The organism is Actinocorallia aurantiaca, assembly GCF_039533685.1.
In the GTDB taxonomy this organism is placed as follows: Bacteria; Actinomycetota; Actinomycetes; order Streptosporangiales; family Streptosporangiaceae; genus Actinocorallia; species Actinocorallia aurantiaca.
In genome coordinates this window covers 41,390-57,812 of the sequence record NZ_BAAATZ010000016.1, presented here as the reverse complement: position 1 = coordinate 57,812, position 16,423 = coordinate 41,390, and the positions used below count along the sequence as shown (strand labels likewise).

Here is a 16,423-nt window from a genome sequence, read left to right as displayed (position 1 = left end):
CGACCTCAGAAGAAGACGGCTTCCCGCGTCCGGTAACGCCGCGGCAGGTTCAGTCCCTGTTCCCCGGCGACGATGCGCAACCGATCCGGATAGTCCGAGACGATCGCCGAAACTCCCATGCGAATGAACCGCTCCATTTCCTCGGGCTCGTTCACCGTCCAGACCGTCACGGGCATTCCGAGTTCGACGGATTCCCGCACCACGTCCTCGTCGAGAATCGTGTACTGCGGGGAGTAAACGGTCGCGCCCGCCGCGAACGCCGAGGCGACGGGACGCGCGGGGTCGCCGCCCGCGAGCCATTCCGTGCCGAGGGTGGGGGGCTCCGCCAGCGCCACCCGGCCCATCCGCGGGGCGAGCCGCCGCGCGTGCTTGAGGAACCGCCAGTCGAAGCCCAGCAGCCGCGACCGGCTGAGCAGGCCGTGCCCGTTCAGCACCCGCGCCACGGTGGCGGTGAACTCCCCGACCTCGGCGTCGGGCCACGACGGGTCGGTCTTCAGCTCCACGCAGAGCCGCACGGTGGGCGCGCACCGGATCAGACGGCACACCTCCTGGAGCGTCGCCACGGGCGTCCCGGGCAGCGGGAGCTGCGTCAACGTGAACGGGTCCAGCGGGTCGTCGGGGCGCCGCACCCCCGAGTCGACGGTCTTGACCTGCGCCAGCGTCAGCTCCCGGATGCGCCGACCCACGTAGGGCCACATCGGGTCGCCGGGCGCGGCGGGGGCCCCGTCCACGGACGTCAGGGCGGAGAGCGTCTGGTCATGGTGCACGACGACCACTCCGTCGGCGGTCAGCCCCACGTCGAACTCGACGGCGTCGACGCCGAGAGCGAGCGTGTGCGCGATCCCCGGCAGCGTGTTCTCGGGCCGGAGCCCGCGGGCCCCCCGGTGCCCCTGGAGCTCCACCCTGCGCTGGAAAGGGGAATAAGTACGGAGAGTAATGGGCTGGACCCCCGCTCAGGCCGGTGGTTGTTCCAGGAACAACCCTTATGGCCCACAGGCTAGGGGCCCTCACGCCACCCTCATGCCCGTGTTCACATGATTGATCGTGTGGTGTGAGGCACAATGCCCTCAACGGTCCGCAAAAGTTGGCGCCTCATGGCCGGGTGGCCTTCATCACTTTTCATAAGTGATTTTCCGACGCCGGTAAAAGGCATTCGGAAATCACCCTTCCCGCCGGGCGTCGACCAGCCAGCAGGCGGCGGTGAAGCGGACTTCCGGACCGTGCACGTAGGGATCGAACGCGGTGCGGACCGTCTCGACGACACGCGCCCGCGTCCGCTCGTCGGCCTTGGGCAGAACCTGGCCGAGCGGGCCGAAACGGGTGAAGTAGCCGTTCAGTTCGCTCTCGGACAGGGTGCAGGTCACGTCGAGTGGCCGGACGCCGACGCCGGCCCAGCCGCTCTCCGTCAGGATGCGGCGCACCTCGTCCCGATCCGCGAAGCCGAACTGTCCGGGCGCGCCCGGCACACGGGGCGGGATCTCCGGAAGGAGCGGCGCCGCGGCACGCTCGGCCGTCGTCATGAACGGGTTGTCCTCGGCGCCGCGCCAGACGATGAGGCGGAGCCGGGCGCCGTCCTTCGCGGCCCGCCGCAGATTCGTGAAGGCCCGGACGGAGTCGCCGAAGAACATGACGCCGAAACGCGAGACGACCGCGTCGAAGGAAGCGGGCTCGAACGCGTACTCCTGCGCGTCGGCACGGACGAACTCGGCCCGTGCACGCTCACGTTCGGCGCGCTCCCTCGCAGCCTCGACCATCGGCTCGGAGACGTCGACGCCGACGCAGAGCCCGTCCTCGCCGAGCCGCCGCGCGATGGCCACCGTCGTGGCCCCCGTCCCGCAGCCGACGTCGAGCACCCGCTCCCCTCGCCCGGCGACCTCGACGAGGACCTCCTCGAGGCCCCGGAACATCCCGTCCATCATCGCCTGCGACTCGATCCACGCCTGCCCGGAAGGCCCGTTCCAGCGTGCGGTCTGCTCTTCACTCCTGCGCGTCGTGCTCATGTTCGTCTCCCTGTTGCTTTCCGGAGTCGGAGATGAAACCGTGCCACCTCAAGCCGACTTGAGGTCAAGAGCATGACGGATCTGGACATCGGCGAGGTGGCACGCCGCACCGGCCTCCCCGTCTCGACCCTGCGCTACTACGAGGAGAAGGGCCTGATCGCCGCCACCGGCAGACACGGCCTGCGCCGCCAGTTCGATCCGGCCGTGCTGGAACGCCTGGCCCTGATCACCCTGGGCCGTACCGCGGGCTTCTCCCTCGACGAGATGGCTCGAGTTCTCCCGTCGGCCGGTCACCCGCACATCGACCGCCGGATGCTCACCGCCAAGGCGGAAGAGCTGGACGAGACGATCAGCAGGCTCACCGCCCTCCGCGACGGCCTCCACCACGCCGCCGCCTGCCCGGCCTCCACCCATCTGGAATGCCCCACCTTCCAGAGCTTCCTGCGATCCGCCGCCTCCGGAACCCTCGAACCCCCACCCAGAACCCCGCCTCACCGGCCCGGCCGACGCGTGGCGTGAGACGTGGTCTGACCCCGGGCGCCGTGACGCGGTCGCTGCGGCGGCCGGTCTCGCGGTGAACCGGTGACCGTTCAGCCGGCGTCGAGGAACGCGGCGATGTCGGCGGCGGTCTCGGCGGGGTGCTCGCCGTTGATGGCGTGTGAGGCGTTCGGGTAGACCTTCACCGTCCCGTTGCGGAGTACGCGTTCGGCGACCTTGCGGGAGGTGCCGACGTCGTGCATCACCGACTCGCCGGCCAGGATCGTCAGCACCGGCATCGCCAGGCCGCCTAGCGCCTTCTCGTCGATGAGTGCGGGCTGCGGCAGGCGCAGCGTGTAGTTCTTCATCCCTGACTCGATCATGTCCGCCACCGGTACGTCCTCCACGGGGGCGCCGCCGGCGGTGTAGGAGTTGAACGAGTCGCGCCAGGATTTCGGCAGCCACGGCACGGAGGCGGGGATGGCGCGGATCGCCGTGCCGATCGGGATGTTGGAGAACGTGTACACGGGGTCGAGCAGCGTCAGCGTGGTGACGCGTTGCGGCCGGTGGACGGCGAGGTTGGCGGCCGTCCAGCCTCCGATCGACAGCCCGACCACGTGGAAGGACTCCTCCTGCAGCTGCGCGAGCACCTGGTCCAGCCACGCCGCCTGGTCGGTGTCGGAGGTGATCGGCGCCTCCTGCACGCTCTTGCCCGGCTCGCCCAGCAGGTCGATCGTGTAGACGTCGCCGATCTTGAGCAGGTGCGGCAGGTTGTCCGCCCACACCGGTGACGCGGACGCCCTCCCGGGTAGCAGCACCAGCGGCTCGGCCCGGCCGGAGGCGCCCTCGTACCGGTAGACCCGCACGAACCCGAAGTCGGTGCGCGCGTCGATCGTCTCGGCGGGCCGCGGCATGGCCGCCATCGCCTTGTCGTAGGCGGCCATGAAGTCCGTGCGGCCCTCGGCGCCGCTCCAGTGCCCCACCGGTGAAGGCTTGCGCAGGGCGAACGCCAGGGCGACGACCGCCACGGCGACGACGGCGCCCGTGATCTTCAAGGCCTGGAGGCGACGGCGCTTGCGGTCCGTTCGCACGGTCGGCTGCGCCGCTTCGACGTCCTGCCCGTTCTGCCCGGCGTCATCCATCGGCCTCTCCTCCTGAACCATGGTCATATTTTTGACCACATGGTCAGATAATATGCGGAGATACGGTACCTTCGTCGTTATGGGGGGAAGGCGAACGGCACCGGGGACCGAGGACAGGCCGCTCAGCTTCATCGAGCGGAAGCGGCGCGACCAGCTCATCGAGGTCACGATCGGCCTGGTGGCCGAGCACGGATACGCCGCCGCCTCGCTGGCGCGGATCGCGCAGGCCGCGGAGATCACCAAGGGCGCGGTGCTCTACCACTTCGCCTCCAAGGACGCGGTCGTGACGGCGGCTCACGCGCACGTGCTGGACGCGCTGGTGGCCGACGTCGGGGCGGCGGTCGACGCGGCGCCGCCCGACCAGGCCCCGGCCGCCTACGTGCGGCGGATGATCGGCCACCTGGCCGAACACCCGGACCACGCCCGCATGATCGTCGAAGCGACGGTCCATGGAGACCGCCCCGCTTCGGAAGCCCGCTGGAAACCGCTCGCCGCCCTCCTGCGGAACGCCCGCGAGGCCCGCGGCCTCGGCCCGGGAACGGATCCGCGCACGCTCGCGCTCATCATCGGCGGAGCGATCGACGCCATCATCGGCGAACGGCTGCAGGACCCCGACTACGACGCCCAGGCCGCAGCCGAATCACTCATCGCGATGCTGGAGACCGCCGCCTTCGCCTGAGACCCGCCGCCCGCGGAGGATGCCCTTTCGAGCAGGGTGCAGGCGGCGGCCACCACGTCCTGTTCGTCGACCACCCGACCACGTACGCGGGTCCCTGACGCGACCGCCCGGTTCAACCCCGGCCGATCGCCGTCATAACCCGCGTCCTCCGGATGGTGAACCGCCCCTTCACCCGTATGCACGCGCAGCGACCTACGTACGCGGAACCGACCAAAGCTCGAACGAATCGGACGCGCCGGCCGGGAACGGGTTCCGGCCGGCGCGTCGTGAGCTGCGCGGCAGCGGGTTTATCCGAGGTGCCGGACGAAGAACCGCAGCGCGTCTTCGATTTCGAACGCGGGGATCTCCCCGTGGTCGCCGGGATTGGCGTGCAGCGTCTTCTCGGCCGAGCCGAGGGCGTCGAACAGCTCCAGGGCCTGCTGCCTCGGCACCCGCGTGTCGTCCCACTGGAGGAGGAACCGCACCGGCACGGTGACCCGGGCGGCGCTCCCGGCGAGCCCGCGCACGCCGAGCAGGCCCAGCACCGCGGCGCGGATCCGGGGCTCGGCGGCGAGGAGCGGCACCCCGAGCCCGCAGCCCATCGACACGCCCCAGTAGCCGACCGGGCCGTCGCCCACGTGGTCGAGCTCCCGGACCGCGGTCAGCACGGCCCGCCAGTCGGCGACGGCCTGCTCGGACAGCAGGTCGTGCATGGCCGCGACGAGCTCGCCCGGGTCTTCTCCTGCGGCCATGCGGGTCCGCATGTCACCCACGAACCGGATGAACTGCTCGTTTTTCGGCCGGTCGCCGTGGCACGGGGCATCGATCGCCGCGACGGCGAAATCCCCCTTGGAGGCGAACAGCCGCGCACCGGCCAGGACACCGGGAGCCTGCTTGTGCTGGCCGCCGCCGTGCCCCATCAGGATCAGCGGGCGGTGGCCGGCGGCGCCTTCCGGCGTGAAGAGCACGCCGGGGATCTCGCCGAGGGTGAAGGACTGTTCGGTGACGCCGTCGACCGACGTCTGAGAGGTCAAGCTGAAGCGCATGGTTCCAAAGCCTTTCGGGCCTTGCGCGGGCGCTCCCTCAGGCCATGCGGGGGAAGGAGGCCCGACTTGTCGTCTGAACGTTGATCGGTCTCACCTCCTCCAGTCGCGGTGCTGCACGGCGATGCCGAAATTATCACGGATCTTCCTCGGCGACAGCCCGTACGGACGCTCCGCGGAGGCCGCCATCCCGGTCCCGCGACGCGGCGAGGACCGGTCAGCGGACCGTGCCGTCCGGGTCCGGCGGGGCGGCCAGGAGGGACCGCACCGTGGCGGTGATGAGGCGGGAGGCCTCCTCCGTCCGCATGCGCTCGGCGCGGGTCTCCTCCGCGGCGCCGTGCAGGAGGTACTGCACGGCGTTGACCAGCCAGGTGATCGGCATGTCGGTGCGGAACGAGCCTTCGTCCCGGCCGCGGCGGATGAGCTGTTCGACGCGTTGCGCGGGGGCGGCGTGCAACTGGCGGATGCGTTCGGCGGGAAGGGTGCCCTGAGCGGCCGTCAGCAGCGCCGTGGACTCGGCCATCACGGACCAGCTCGAATCGAGCAACCGGTCCAGGGCGTCCTGGGCGTTCCCGGTGAGGTCGACCGCCGACAGCGCCTCGTCACCGTCGCGCAGCGCGTCGACCATGACGGCTTCGACCAGGTCCGCCCGGGTGTGGAAGTGGCCGTAGAGCGTCATCCGCCCGACCCCGGCCGCCTTGGCGATGTCGTCGGTGCTGGCGTTCGGGTCGCCGCTCAGGCACCTGCGCGCCGCGGAGACGATGCGGGCGATGCTGCGCTCGGCGTCTGCGCGGCGACGGGGTCCGGTGGCGGCGTTGGGCATGTCGCCCATTCTAACTCGTACGTGGATGTACGTGTTACGCTCCCCGCTAGAAGTCGTACATCAATGTACGAGTTATGGCGGGAGGCCGCGGATGGCACAGCAGGAGATCGACAGGACACCGGAAGAGGACGGGACGGCCCACCCGTGGCGATGGCGCATCCTCGGCCTCCTCGGCGTGGCCCAGCTGATGCTGATCCTCGACGTCACCGTCGTGGCCCTCGCGCTGCCGAACATCGAGACCGACCTGGGCCTGAGCCGCCAGGCGGTGACCTGGACGGTCAGCGCGTACACCCTGACGTTCGGCGGCCTGATGCTGCTGGGCGGGCGGCTCACCGACCTGATCGGGGCCAGGCGGGTGGTGCTCGCCGGCCTGTTCGTCTTCACGGCCGCCTCGCTGACGACCGGATTCGCCGATTCGGCCGGACCGCTGCTGGGCGGCCGGATCGCCCAGGGGATCGGCGCGGCGCTGCTGTCCCCGGCGGCCCTGTCGCTGGTGGTGAGCCTGTTCGAGGGCGACGAGCGGAACAAGGCGCTGGGCGTCTGGTCCGCGCTCGGCGGCGGGGGCGCGGCCCTCGGAGTCCTGCTGGGAGGGCTGCTCACCGCCGGGCCGGGCTGGCCGTGGGTGTTCTACGTCAACGTGCCCATCGGGCTGGTGATCCTCGCCGTGCTCGCCCGGACACTGCCGCGCCACACCGTGGCCGGGCCGCGGCCCCGGCTCGACGTACTGGGAGCGGTGCTGGTCACCGCCTCGTCCGGCGTCCTGATCTACGCCATCAACCGCGCCGGTGACCACGGATGGCTCACCGCCGCGACGGGCTGGCTCCTCCTGGCCGCCGCGCTCGGGTACCTGGGGTTTGTCGTGCGGCAGAAGACCGCCGCGTCACCCCTGATGGACCTCGCGCTGCTGGTCCGGCGCCCGGTGGCCACCGGCACGTTCCTCATCATGATGGCGACGGCGCTGATGATCGCGGTGTTCTTCCTCGGCACGTTCTACTTCCAGAACGCGCGGGAGTACGGCCCCCTGCGGACCGGCCTGCTGTTCCTCCCGGTCGCGGTGGCGACGATGCTCGGAGCCGACCTCACCGGCAGGGCCATCGCCAGAGCGGGCGCGCGCCCGCTCGCCGTGGCGGGACTGCTCGTCACCGCGGCCGGCCTGGCCGTTCCCGCCCTGTCGCTGAACACCGCGACCGTGGTGGCGGGAACCGTGGTCGCGGCCGCGGGGACCGGTGCGCTGTTCGTCGTCGCCTCGGCGACCGCCCTCGGCCAGGTGGCCCCCCACGAGGCCGGCATAGCCTCCGGCATCGTCAGCACGTTCCACGAGTTCGGCGCGTCCATCGGAGCCGCCGCCATCTCCAGCGCCGCGGCGGCCAGCCTCATCGGGGACACGCTCTCCGGTTTCACCAGCGGTTTCACCCTCGCCGCGAGCGCCGCGGCCGTCGCGGCCCTCGTGGCCGCCGTCCTGACCCCCGGCAGGCCCGGCACGGGCTGACCCGCGACGGTGAAGCCCGGCCGGCCTGCGGAAACGTCCCCACATCCCCGACACCCGCAGGTCAGGCGGGCTTCGACCGCCCCGGTGGTTCCGGACGTGCTCAGCGGAAGGCGGCGGCGTTGCTCCGGGCCCAATCGGCGAAGGAGCGGGGCGCGCGGCCGAGGACCCGCTCAACGTCGGGGCTGACACGCCGCTCCGCAGGGGTGGGCTCGCCGATGATGGCCAAGGTGGTGTCGACCACGGGCTCGGGCATGAACCGCAGCATCTGCGCGCGTGCCTCCTCGCGGGTCTGCTCGACGAACAGGACGGGTTCGCCGATCGCCTCGCCGATCGCCTCGGCCCGCTGCCGGGGCGTGGTGGGGACGGACCCGGTCAGCTCGTAGACCCGCCCCGCGTGCCCGTCCTCGCGCAGGGCCGCGGCGGCGACCTCTGCGATGTCGGCCGGGTCGATGAGCGGCAGGCCGACGTCACCGAACGGCGCGGCGGCCGTCCGCCGGGTGCGGATCGACTCGGCCCAGGCATAGGCGTTGGAGGCGAAGCCGCCGGGACGAAGGATCGTCCAGGCGATGCCCGACCGCCGGACGGCCTCCTCGATGGACCGTCCCATGATCCCGTGTGAGGGCGAGTCCGGCCGGGTGGAGACCCCCTGGGAGGACAGCAGCACGACCCGTCCGATCCCGCAGGCCTTCGCGTCGGCGAGGACGTCGCCGATGACGCCGCTCGGGTCGTCGGCGGCCGCCGTGAAGTCGCCGGAGATCAGCAGGAACAGCGCATCGGCGCCCTCGAGGGCGGGCCGGAGGCCGGCCGGTTCGGTCAGGTCGGCGGCGAAGACCGCCACACCGCGCGGCACATCGGACTCGGTGATCTTCCTGGACACGGCGGTCACCGGCTCACCCGCTTCCGCCAGCAGGCTCACCAGCGTACGGCCCGTGTTCCCGGTCGCCCCTGTCACCACGATCATGTCGTCTCCTATGAGTTAGTTGGCTGACTAAATTGGACGCTAGCACGGCCTTCGACGGGCCGTCTACGGTCAGTCAGGTGACTGACTCAAGAAGTTCCGGGCGCGAGGGTCCGACGGGCGCGGGCATCTGAGGGGTGTCAGGGGTGGTCGACGACCAGGTCGTGGGCGGCCTGGACGAAGGCGCGGACACGGGCGGTGGCGTTGTCCGCCCGCCAAAGCAGGCCCCATCGCAGGGGCGGAGCGTCACTGAAGGGGATGTAGGCGACGTCGGGGCGGGCGTAATAGCGCCTGGCATGCGCGCCCAGAAGGAAGACGCCGTGGCTGGCGCCGACGAGGGTGAGCATCTCGTTGATGGTGGAGGCCGAGGGGCCGGAGGGGATCGGCCGTCCGGACGGCGTGGTGTGCGGGGTGCGGTCATCGCGGAGGGACTCGGGCAAGGAGTTGGGGAGCTGCAGCAGGACGGTCCGGGCGAGGTCCTCCAGAGAGACCGAGGCGCGGCGCGCGAACGGGTGCCGGATCGGGACGGCGAGCATGCGCGCCTCCGAGACCAGGACCGGCCCGGTGGCGATGCCGGGTTCGTCGACGGGGAAGCTGGCCAGGGTGACGTCGACCTCGCCGTCGAGGAGCCAGGGCATCAGATCGCCCATCTGCGCTTCACGGAGCCGGACGTCGCAGTCGGGTCGGCGCTGCCGGAACAGTTCGACGGCTCCGGCCAGCAGCTGCCCGCCCGCGGCGCCGATGAAGGCGACCCGCAGCAGGCCGGTCAGCCCGCGACCGCTCGCGACGGCACGTTCGAACGCGCCGGTGATCTGGTCCCAGGCCGGGCGGAGGTCCTCGTACAGCTGCCGACCCGTCGCCGTCAGCTCCACACGGCGGCTGGTGCGGTTGAACAGCGGTACTCCGGCGCGGCGCTCCAACTTGGCGATCGTCTGGCTGATCCGGGCGGTGGACACGTGCAGCCGTTCGGCGGTCCTGCCGAAGTGCAGCTCCTCGGAGAGGACGAGGAACGCCTCCAGCTCACGCCGTTCCAGCATGACCCCTCCATCGTTAACCCATGCTTCACGATCTTTGCATAAGACCGCATTGATCGGCCCATGGCCACCGACGAGGGTGGAACCACTCGAACGCCTCTACGCCGAAACGCCCCGAGGAGAACCATGAACACCCTGCGTTCCGTCGTCCGCGGCCGGGTATGGCTGCCCGGCGACCCCGGATTCGACACCGCCCGCCGTCCCTGGAACCTGGCCGTCGAGCAGCCGGTGGCGGCCGTGGTCGAGGCCGCGGACGCCGATGACGTCGCCGCCCTCGTCCGCCACGCCGACTCCGCCGGGCTGGGCATCGCCACCCAGCCGAACGGGCACGGCGCCACCGGCCGCACCGACGGAACCGTCCTGCTGCGCACCGGGCGGCTGGACACCCTGGCGCTCGACCCTTCCGCCCGCCGCGCCCGCATCGGCGCGGGCGTGTCGTCCGGGCGGGTGCAGGCCGCCGCCGCGCGGCACGGACTGACCGGCCTGCCCGGCAGCTCCCCGGTCGTCAGCGTCACCGGTGTCGCCCTCGGCGGCGGGCTGAGCTGGTTCGGCCGCGCACACGGCTGGGTCGCCGACAACGTCACCGCCTTCGACGTCGTCGACGCGCGGGGACGACGGCGGCACATCACCGCCGACACCGACCCCGACCTGTTCTGGGCGCTGCGCGGCGGAGGCGGCGACTTCGCGATCGTCACCGCGCTCGAACTGTCCCTGCACCCAGCACCGCGCCTGTACGGCGGCCGGGTCCTGTGGACGGCCGAGCACGCCCCGGCCGTGCTGGACGCCTACCGGCGGATCACCGCCACCGCCCCCGCGGAGCTGACCGTCTGGTTCGACCTGCTGCACTTCCCCGGCGCCGACCCCATGGTCGCCCTCGACGCCACCTACCTCGGCGACGAGAACGAAGCACGTGACCTGCTCGGCCCACTGGACCGCCTGCCCGCCCCCCTGGCCGACGGCAGGCGGATCATGCCGGTGTCCGAGCTCGGCTCCATCACGGCCGAACCCACCGACCCCGGCGCGGGCGCCTCGCGCGGCGAACTGCTGACCGGCCTCGACGACATCGCGGCCAAGGCGCTGCTGGCCGATCCCATCGCCCCGCTGCTGAGCGTGCAGATCCGGCATCTGGGCGGCGCGTTCACCCGCCCGTCCGACAGCCCGCACGGCCCGCTGACCGAACCGTACTCGCTCTACCTGTTCGGTACCCCGATGAACCCCGCCATGGCCGAGGCCATCACGGCCAAGCAGCACGCACTCGCTGACGCCCTCCCCGTCAGCGGCCGCAAGCCCTTCACTTACCTCAATCCCGGCGAGACCGCGGCCGACGCCTTCGCCCCCGCCGCACTCGACCGCCTGCGCGACATCAAACACCACCACGACCCGCACGGCCTCTTCCGCAGCAATTTCCCCGTCCACGCCTGAAAGCGTCCTGCGACGCCATTCCTCTCGCCGACACCTCTCGGGTGATGGCGCGGCGCTTTCTCGGATGAGTCGCCGTGCGGTCCCGGGTGATGACCTGGCGGGTTATTGAGGCCGTCACGGGGCCGGTGGCACGCTTTTCGCATCGGGCCAGGTCAGGCCCGCTCCCGACCAAGGAGGCTTGTATGAGCATGCAGACCGGAGCGCTTCACCGTCCCGCGACCACCGACGCCTCGACCCTGCTGCGCCGCGTCCTTTGGCTCGACGGCTTGAGCACCGCGGCCGTCGGTGTCCTCCTGCTCGCGGCGACCGGGCTGTTCGAGGATCTGCTCGGCCTGCCCGTCTCCTGGAGCGTCCCCATCGGCGTCGGGCTGCTGGGCTGGGCGCTGGCCGCCGTCCTCATCGTCGACCGCCCGGACATCGCTCCGCGCCACGTCATGTTCGTCATCGGGGGCAACGCCCTCTCGGCCGCGGGACTCGTGGCCCTGGCCCTCACCGACCTGGTCCCCCTCACCGGCCCGGGTGTCGCGTTCATGCTCCTCATGGCCGTCGTCGTCGCGGTCTACGCCGAACTCCAGTTCATGGGGCTGCGCCGCTCCGCCCGCTGAGCCCGCTCGAACCGCGCATGGTCGCGGTACCGGGGTGGCACTGGTGCCACCCCGGAAAGGGAGAGCAGTGGGAGGGACTTCCACACCGCTTTTCGATTGTCTTGGGACGTCGGGAAACTCGGAAACGAGGCGGAGGAAGAAAAATGCTGGAATGGCTGACCGGGAACGCGGCGTCCATCGGGGTATGGGGCGCGCTGGCCATGGTCCTGCTCGTTCCGGCGTTGGAGGCGGCGCTGCCGCTGATCGGCGTGGTGGTCCCCGGGCAGACGGCCGTGGTCGCCGGCGGGATCCTCGCCTACCACCAGCGGGTCCCGCTCGCCGCGATCCTCGTCGCCGCCCTGATCGGCGCGGTGGCGGGCAACATCGCCGGTTACCTGGCGGGCCGCCACTGGCAGCACGGCCTCCTCCAGCGCCTCCCGCAGCGCTGGAGGAGGCCCCAGCAGACCGACCGTGCGCTGAAACTGATCGCCCGCCACGGGGGCAAGGCCATCCTGGTCGCCCGTTTCACCGCCGTCCTGCGCACACTCGTCCCCACCCTGTGCGGCATCAGCGGCACGCCCCTGCGCGGCTACCTGGCCTGGTCCGCCCTCGCCGGCGCCCTCTGGGCCCCCGTCTGCGTGGCCCTCGGCTTCGCCGCCGCCCCCGCCCTCCCACTCTGAACACCAGAGGGTCCTGTGGGGCCTGTTGTGGCCGTGGGATCAACTATCTACTGAATTTAGTCAGAAAAAGGTAAAATATTACGACGGTGAGGTGGTTCCCTGGGCTGGGTGGGTGGAGGTGGTATGCCGGGGCCTCGGCTTTTGGATGCCTGGGACCCCCAGGCGGTGGGCCGGTACAAGCTGCTGGAGGTGCTGGGGGAGGGCGGTCAGGGCATCGTCTATCTCGCCGAGGCGGACGGCAGGAAGGTCGCGCTCAAGCTGCTGCATCAGCGCTACGTGGTCCGCGGCAGCTCCCGGGAGCGCTTCCTGAAGGAGATCCAGGTGGCCCGGCGAGTGTCCGACTACACGGCCAGGGTCCTGGAGGTGGGCGAGCACAAGAGCCTTCCGTACGTGATCAGCGAGTACATCCCGGGGCCGTCCCTGGCGCGGCGGATCACCTCGGACAGGCCGGCCGAGGACGGGGAGCTGATGCGGCTGGCCGCGGGGACGCTGACCGCGCTGGTGGCCATCCACGCGGCGGGGATCGTGCACTGCGATCTCAAGCCGGAGAACATCGTCCTCGGGCCGGACGGCCCCCGCGTGGTCGACTTCGGCATCGCCCGCGCCCTGGAGACCATCACCGCGGACGCGAGCCGCCTCATCGGCACTCCCGCGTACATGGCGCCGGAGCAGGTGGATCCCGAGATCGGGGCCATCGGCTCGCACACCGACCTCTTCGCCTGGGCGGCCACGATCCTCTACGCGGCCACCGGCACGCACCCTTTCCAGGCGGCGACCGTCCCCGCCACCCTGCACCGCGTCCTCCTCCACCACCCGGACGTCTCCTCGCTGCCCGCCTCCCTGCGGGACGTCGTCGCCACCGCCCTGTCGAAGGCCCCGGCCGGCAGGCCCACCGCCACCGACGCGCTCCTGGCCCTCCTCTCCTCTCAGGCACGGCCTTCGTACCCGCTCGCGATCGCCCCTCCTCCCGGCTCCGGCCAGGTCCCCGGACCCCGCGGCAGCCGGTCTCTCGACCACGGCGGCGCGATCACCTCGGTGGCGTTCGGGCAGGTGGACGGCCGTCCATTGGCGCTGTCAGGCGGGGACGACGGAGAGCTGCGCGTCTGGGACCTGGGGCGTATGGAGTCGCTCGGAAGGCTCCAGAACCGTCATATGGGTCCGTCTCTGCCGCACCGGGTCTGCTCGACGGCGGTCGGCAAGGTGCGGGGCCGTCCTGTCGCCCTCACCGCGGGTGAGAGCCTGATGCGGCTCTGGGATCTGGAGACCTCGCAGATCCTCGGGAGGTCCTCCACCGGTCCCGGAACCCGGATCAGGTCGGTGGCCTTCGGCGAGGTGTGGCGCCGTCCTGTCGTCCTGTCCGCCGGGGACGGCGACGCGGTACGGCTGTGGGATCCGATCGACATGCGCCTGATCCCCCTCGCCGACTCCGTCAACGGTGCCGTCTCCGTGGCGTTCGGCGAGATGGAAGGCCGTCCGATGGCCCTGTTCGGCGGCAGCGACGGCACGGTACGGCTGTGGAACCTGGCCGCGATACGACCGGTCGGCCGGGCCCTCGACGGCCACACGGGCGAGGTCTGCTCGATGGCCTTCGGGCGGGTGAACGGCTGCCCCGTCGCCCTGTCGGCCGGAAAGGACGGCGAGATAAGAGTCTGGGACCTCACCGACATGCGGCTCGTCGGAAAGCCGCTCACCGGTCCTTCCGACGTCGCCTCCGTGGCGTTCGGCGAGGTCAACGAGCAGCCCTTCGCGGCGGCGGGAGGACAGGACGGCGCGGTGTGGATGTGGAACCTGAACACCATGCGCCCCGACGGCCCGCCCCTCACCGGCCACACCGGCCCGATCACCTCGGTGACGTTCGGCGAGGCGGACGGACGCCCCGTCCTCCTGTCCGGCGGCCAGGACGGCCTCATGCGGGTGTGGGACCTCCAGTCCCTCTCCTCCTGAACGCGCCTGAGCCAACGTGGCGCGCTTTCATCGGCGAGCTCAGGGACGACGGATGAGTCCCGGTGAAACGCGACACCCTCCGGTCGCGGGACCGGAGGGTGTCTTGTGAGCCGTGGAGACCGTCAGATCAGGTCGCGGATCGTCAGGGTCTGGTCGCGGCCGGGGCCGACGCCGATGGCGGAGATCTGCGCGCCGGACAGCTCCTCGATGCGCTTCACGTAGGACTGCGCGTTCGGGGGCAGGTCGTCGAAGGACTTCGCGGAGGTGATGTCCTCCTTCCAGCCCGGCAGGTACTCCAGGATCGGCTTGGCGTGGTGGAACTCGGTCTGGGTGGAGGGCATCTCCTCGTGGCGTTCTCCGTCGACGTCGTAGGCGACGCAGACGGGGACCTGCTCCAGGCCCGACAGCACGTCCAGCTTCGTCAGGAAGAAGTCCGTGATGCCGTTGACGCGGGAGGCGTAGCGGGCGATGACGGCGTCGAACCAGCCGCAGCGGCGGTCGCGGCCCGTCGTCACGCCGTACTCGCCGCCGGTGGTGCGAAGGTACTCGCCCATCTCGTCGAGCAGTTCGGACGGGAACGGTCCCGCGCCGACGCGCGTCGTGTACGCCTTGAGGATGCCGATGACGCTCTTGACCTTCGTGGGTCCGACGCCAGAGCCCGCGCAGGCGCCGCCGGCCGTCGGGGACGACGACGTCACGAACGGGTAGGTGCCGTGGTCGATGTCCAGGAGGGTGCCCTGGGCGCCTTCCAGCAGCACGACCTTGTCCTCGTCCAGCGCCTTGTTGATGACCAGTTCGGTGTTGGCGACGTACGAGCGCATGCGCTCGCCGTACTCCAGGTACTCCTCGACGATCGGGTCGACCAGGATCGGGCGCCGGTTGTAGACCTTGGTGAGGACCTGGTTCTTCTCACGCAGCGACAGTTCGATCTTCTTCTGCAGGATGCCCGGGTCGAACAGGTCCTGGACCCGCACGCCCATCCGGGCGATCTTGTCGCCGTAGGCGGGGCCGATGCCGCGGCCCGTGGTGCCGATCCGGGCCTTGCCCAGGTAGCGTTCGGACACCTTGTCGAGGGCCCGGTGGTGGGGCATGATCAGGTGCGCGTTGGCCGAGATCAGCAGCCGTCCGCAGTCGATGCCGCGGGCCTTGAGGCCGTCGATCTCCTGGAGCAGCACCCCCGGGTCGATCACCACCCCGTTGCCGATCACGGGGACGACGTCGGGGGAGAGGATCCCCGACGGCAGCAGGTGGAGGGCGTAGGACTTGTCCCCGATGACGACGGTGTGTCCGGCGTTGTTGCCCCCCTGGTAGCGGACGACGTAGTCGACCTTCCCGCCGAGCAGGTCGGTCGCCTTCCCCTTTCCTTCGTCACCCCACTGAGCACCGACGAGCACGATGGCCGGCATCTGACGATCTCCTTAAGGCCAAAGATAAAGCCCCTGATCGCAAGTACGACAAGGGGCCTCTTGCGATCAGATCTTACCTGCCTCTGAGCTGCGAGGAAACAGGCGGGGTCAGACGACCGCAGCGGAGCGAGGATCGGCTGGCCCCGTTTCGGGGGTCTGGGGGTCGCCCCCAGGTGGGTCAGACGACCGCAGCGAAGCGAGGATCGGCTGGCCCCGTTTCGGGGGTCTGGGGGTCGTCCCCCAGGTGGGTCAGACGACCGCAGCGGAGCGAGGATCGGCCGACCCCGTTTCGGGGGCCCGGGGGCCGCCCCCCGGGCTCGGGGGCCTGGGGGTCGTCTCTTGGACGGACGGGTCAGCTCAGAGCCTCGGCGGCTTCCTCGCTGGAGTCCCTCAGGAACGTCCGGCAGCGCTGCGCCTCCTCGTCCTCGCCGATCGCGGCGGCGGCGCGTCCGAGGGCCGCCAGCGCGCGCAGGAAGCCCCGGTTCGGCTCGTGCGACCACGGGATGGGGCCGTGGCCCTTCCATCCGCTGCGGCGCAGCGCGTCCAGGCCGCGGTGGTAGCCGGTGCGGGCGTAGGCGTAGCACTCGATGACGCTGCCCTTGGCGAAGGCGCGTTCGGCCAGCTCGGCCCAGACCGTGGGGAAGGCGGGGAACTTCGCCGCGACCTCGTACGGGTCGGCGCCGTCCGCGAGCAGCCGCGAGGCCTCCGGTACGTCGGGCAGGTGGGTCGGGGGCGGGCCGCCGAGCAGGTTCTGGGTCATACC

General features: G+C 71.1%; 16 protein-coding genes. 7 read left to right on the top strand and 9 right to left on the bottom strand.

What is annotated here, in order from left to right; genetic code table 11:
* Window positions 1–5: 5 nt before the first annotated feature.
* The gene (locus ABD327_RS20655; RefSeq protein WP_344452184.1) at window positions 6–902 is read right to left on the bottom strand and encodes a glycerophosphodiester phosphodiesterase family protein; all 897 of its coding nucleotides are present in this window, start codon (window positions 900–902) and stop codon (window positions 6–8) included.
* A 258-nt stretch (window positions 903–1,160) separates the two neighbouring features.
* Window positions 1,161–2,000: a class I SAM-dependent methyltransferase gene (locus ABD327_RS20650; RefSeq protein WP_344452183.1), complete on the bottom strand. Its 840-nt coding sequence runs from the start codon at window positions 1,998–2,000 to the stop codon at window positions 1,161–1,163.
* Between the two features lie 72 nt (window positions 2,001–2,072).
* Between ABD327_RS20650 and ABD327_RS20645 the strand changes: the two genes are divergently transcribed.
* On the top strand, window positions 2,073–2,519 hold the full coding sequence (locus ABD327_RS20645) for a helix-turn-helix domain-containing protein (protein ID WP_344452182.1): 447 nt from the start codon (window positions 2,073–2,075) through the stop codon (window positions 2,517–2,519).
* A gap of 71 nt (window positions 2,520–2,590) precedes the next feature.
* On the opposite strand, the gene ABD327_RS20640 is transcribed toward ABD327_RS20645, so the two are convergent.
* Window positions 2,591–3,619, bottom strand: coding sequence for an alpha/beta fold hydrolase (locus tag ABD327_RS20640; RefSeq protein WP_344452181.1), 1,029 nt, complete (start codon window positions 3,617–3,619; stop codon window positions 2,591–2,593).
* 79 nt (window positions 3,620–3,698) lie between these two features.
* Between ABD327_RS20640 and ABD327_RS20635 the strand changes: the two genes are divergently transcribed.
* Window positions 3,699–4,298, top strand: a complete 600-nt coding sequence (locus ABD327_RS20635) for a TetR/AcrR family transcriptional regulator (protein WP_344452180.1) — start codon at window positions 3,699–3,701, stop codon at window positions 4,296–4,298.
* A gap of 287 nt (window positions 4,299–4,585) precedes the next feature.
* On the opposite strand, the gene ABD327_RS20630 is transcribed toward ABD327_RS20635, so the two are convergent.
* Window positions 4,586–5,311: a dienelactone hydrolase family protein gene (locus ABD327_RS20630; protein ID WP_344452179.1), complete on the bottom strand. Its 726-nt coding sequence runs from the start codon at window positions 5,309–5,311 to the stop codon at window positions 4,586–4,588.
* A 226-nt stretch (window positions 5,312–5,537) separates the two neighbouring features.
* Window positions 5,538–6,143, bottom strand: a complete 606-nt coding sequence (locus ABD327_RS20625; protein WP_344452178.1) for a TetR/AcrR family transcriptional regulator — start codon at window positions 6,141–6,143, stop codon at window positions 5,538–5,540.
* Window positions 6,144–6,234: 91 nt separating this feature from the next.
* Between ABD327_RS20625 and ABD327_RS20620 the strand changes: the two genes are divergently transcribed.
* On the top strand, window positions 6,235–7,632 hold the full coding sequence (locus ABD327_RS20620) for an MFS transporter (protein WP_344452177.1): 1,398 nt from the start codon (window positions 6,235–6,237) through the stop codon (window positions 7,630–7,632).
* Window positions 7,633–7,732: 100 nt separating this feature from the next.
* Here ABD327_RS20620 and ABD327_RS20615 read toward each other — a convergent pair whose 3' ends face one another.
* Together ABD327_RS20615 and ABD327_RS20610 are read right to left on the bottom strand one after the other, a co-directional pair.
* The gene (locus tag ABD327_RS20615; protein ID WP_344452176.1) at window positions 7,733–8,593 is read right to left on the bottom strand and encodes an SDR family oxidoreductase; all 861 of its coding nucleotides are present in this window, start codon (window positions 8,591–8,593) and stop codon (window positions 7,733–7,735) included.
* 137 nt (window positions 8,594–8,730) lie between these two features.
* Window positions 8,731–9,627, bottom strand: a complete 897-nt coding sequence (locus tag ABD327_RS20610) for a LysR family transcriptional regulator (protein ID WP_344452175.1) — start codon at window positions 9,625–9,627, stop codon at window positions 8,731–8,733.
* A gap of 123 nt (window positions 9,628–9,750) precedes the next feature.
* Here ABD327_RS20610 and ABD327_RS20605 point away from each other — a divergent pair, with 123 nt between their 5' ends.
* The 4 genes from ABD327_RS20605 (at window position 9,751) to ABD327_RS20590 (ending at window position 14,254) form a co-directional block, all read left to right on the top strand.
* The gene (locus ABD327_RS20605) at window positions 9,751–11,046 is read left to right on the top strand and encodes an FAD-binding oxidoreductase (protein WP_344452174.1); all 1,296 of its coding nucleotides are present in this window, start codon (window positions 9,751–9,753) and stop codon (window positions 11,044–11,046) included.
* Window positions 11,047–11,228: 182 nt separating this feature from the next.
* Entirely contained in the window at window positions 11,229–11,651 is a 423-nt protein-coding gene (locus tag ABD327_RS20600) for a hypothetical protein (protein ID WP_344452173.1), read from the top strand.
* Window positions 11,652–11,794: 143 nt separating this feature from the next.
* The gene (locus tag ABD327_RS20595) at window positions 11,795–12,310 is read left to right on the top strand and encodes a DedA family protein (RefSeq protein ID WP_344452172.1); all 516 of its coding nucleotides are present in this window, start codon (window positions 11,795–11,797) and stop codon (window positions 12,308–12,310) included.
* Between the two features lie 123 nt (window positions 12,311–12,433).
* The gene (locus ABD327_RS20590) at window positions 12,434–14,254 is read left to right on the top strand and encodes a WD40 repeat domain-containing serine/threonine protein kinase (protein WP_344452171.1); all 1,821 of its coding nucleotides are present in this window, start codon (window positions 12,434–12,436) and stop codon (window positions 14,252–14,254) included.
* A 122-nt stretch (window positions 14,255–14,376) separates the two neighbouring features.
* On the opposite strand, the gene ABD327_RS20585 is transcribed toward ABD327_RS20590, so the two are convergent.
* Both ABD327_RS20585 and ABD327_RS20580 read right to left on the bottom strand, forming a co-directional pair.
* Window positions 14,377–15,660, bottom strand: coding sequence for an adenylosuccinate synthase (locus ABD327_RS20585; protein ID WP_344452170.1), 1,284 nt, complete (start codon window positions 15,658–15,660; stop codon window positions 14,377–14,379).
* A gap of 352 nt (window positions 15,661–16,012) precedes the next feature.
* On the bottom strand, window positions 16,013–16,420 hold the full coding sequence (locus ABD327_RS20580; protein ID WP_344452169.1) for a DUF3151 domain-containing protein: 408 nt from the start codon (window positions 16,418–16,420) through the stop codon (window positions 16,013–16,015).
* Window positions 16,421–16,423 lie beyond the last annotated feature (3 nt).

Bases quoted from the DNA above. Each gene is read 5' to 3' on its own strand.
- ABD327_RS20615 (WP_344452176.1), bottom strand. From the start codon at position 8,593: ATGATCGTGGTGACAGGGGCGACCGGGAACACGGGCCGTACGCTGGTG.
- ABD327_RS20585 (WP_344452170.1), bottom strand. From the start codon at position 15,660: ATGCCGGCCATCGTGCTCGTCGGTGCTCAGTGGGGTGACGAAGGAAAG.
- ABD327_RS20590 (WP_344452171.1), top strand. From the start codon at position 12,434: ATGCCGGGGCCTCGGCTTTTGGATGCCTGGGACCCCCAGGCGGTGGGC.
- ABD327_RS20610 (WP_344452175.1), bottom strand. From the start codon at position 9,627: ATGCTGGAACGGCGTGAGCTGGAGGCGTTCCTCGTCCTCTCCGAGGAG.
- ABD327_RS20645 (WP_344452182.1), top strand. From the start codon at position 2,073: ATGACGGATCTGGACATCGGCGAGGTGGCACGCCGCACCGGCCTCCCC.
- ABD327_RS20625 (WP_344452178.1), bottom strand. From the start codon at position 6,143: ATGCCCAACGCCGCCACCGGACCCCGTCGCCGCGCAGACGCCGAGCGC.
- ABD327_RS20600 (WP_344452173.1), top strand. From the start codon at position 11,229: ATGAGCATGCAGACCGGAGCGCTTCACCGTCCCGCGACCACCGACGCC.
- ABD327_RS20635 (WP_344452180.1), top strand. From the start codon at position 3,699: ATGGGGGGAAGGCGAACGGCACCGGGGACCGAGGACAGGCCGCTCAGC.
- ABD327_RS20605 (WP_344452174.1), top strand. From the start codon at position 9,751: ATGAACACCCTGCGTTCCGTCGTCCGCGGCCGGGTATGGCTGCCCGGC.
- ABD327_RS20580 (WP_344452169.1), bottom strand. From the start codon at position 16,420: ATGACCCAGAACCTGCTCGGCGGCCCGCCCCCGACCCACCTGCCCGAC.
- ABD327_RS20620 (WP_344452177.1), top strand. From the start codon at position 6,235: ATGGCACAGCAGGAGATCGACAGGACACCGGAAGAGGACGGGACGGCC.
- ABD327_RS20595 (WP_344452172.1), top strand. From the start codon at position 11,795: ATGCTGGAATGGCTGACCGGGAACGCGGCGTCCATCGGGGTATGGGGC.
- ABD327_RS20650 (WP_344452183.1), bottom strand. From the start codon at position 2,000: ATGAGCACGACGCGCAGGAGTGAAGAGCAGACCGCACGCTGGAACGGG.
- ABD327_RS20640 (WP_344452181.1), bottom strand. From the start codon at position 3,619: ATGGATGACGCCGGGCAGAACGGGCAGGACGTCGAAGCGGCGCAGCCG.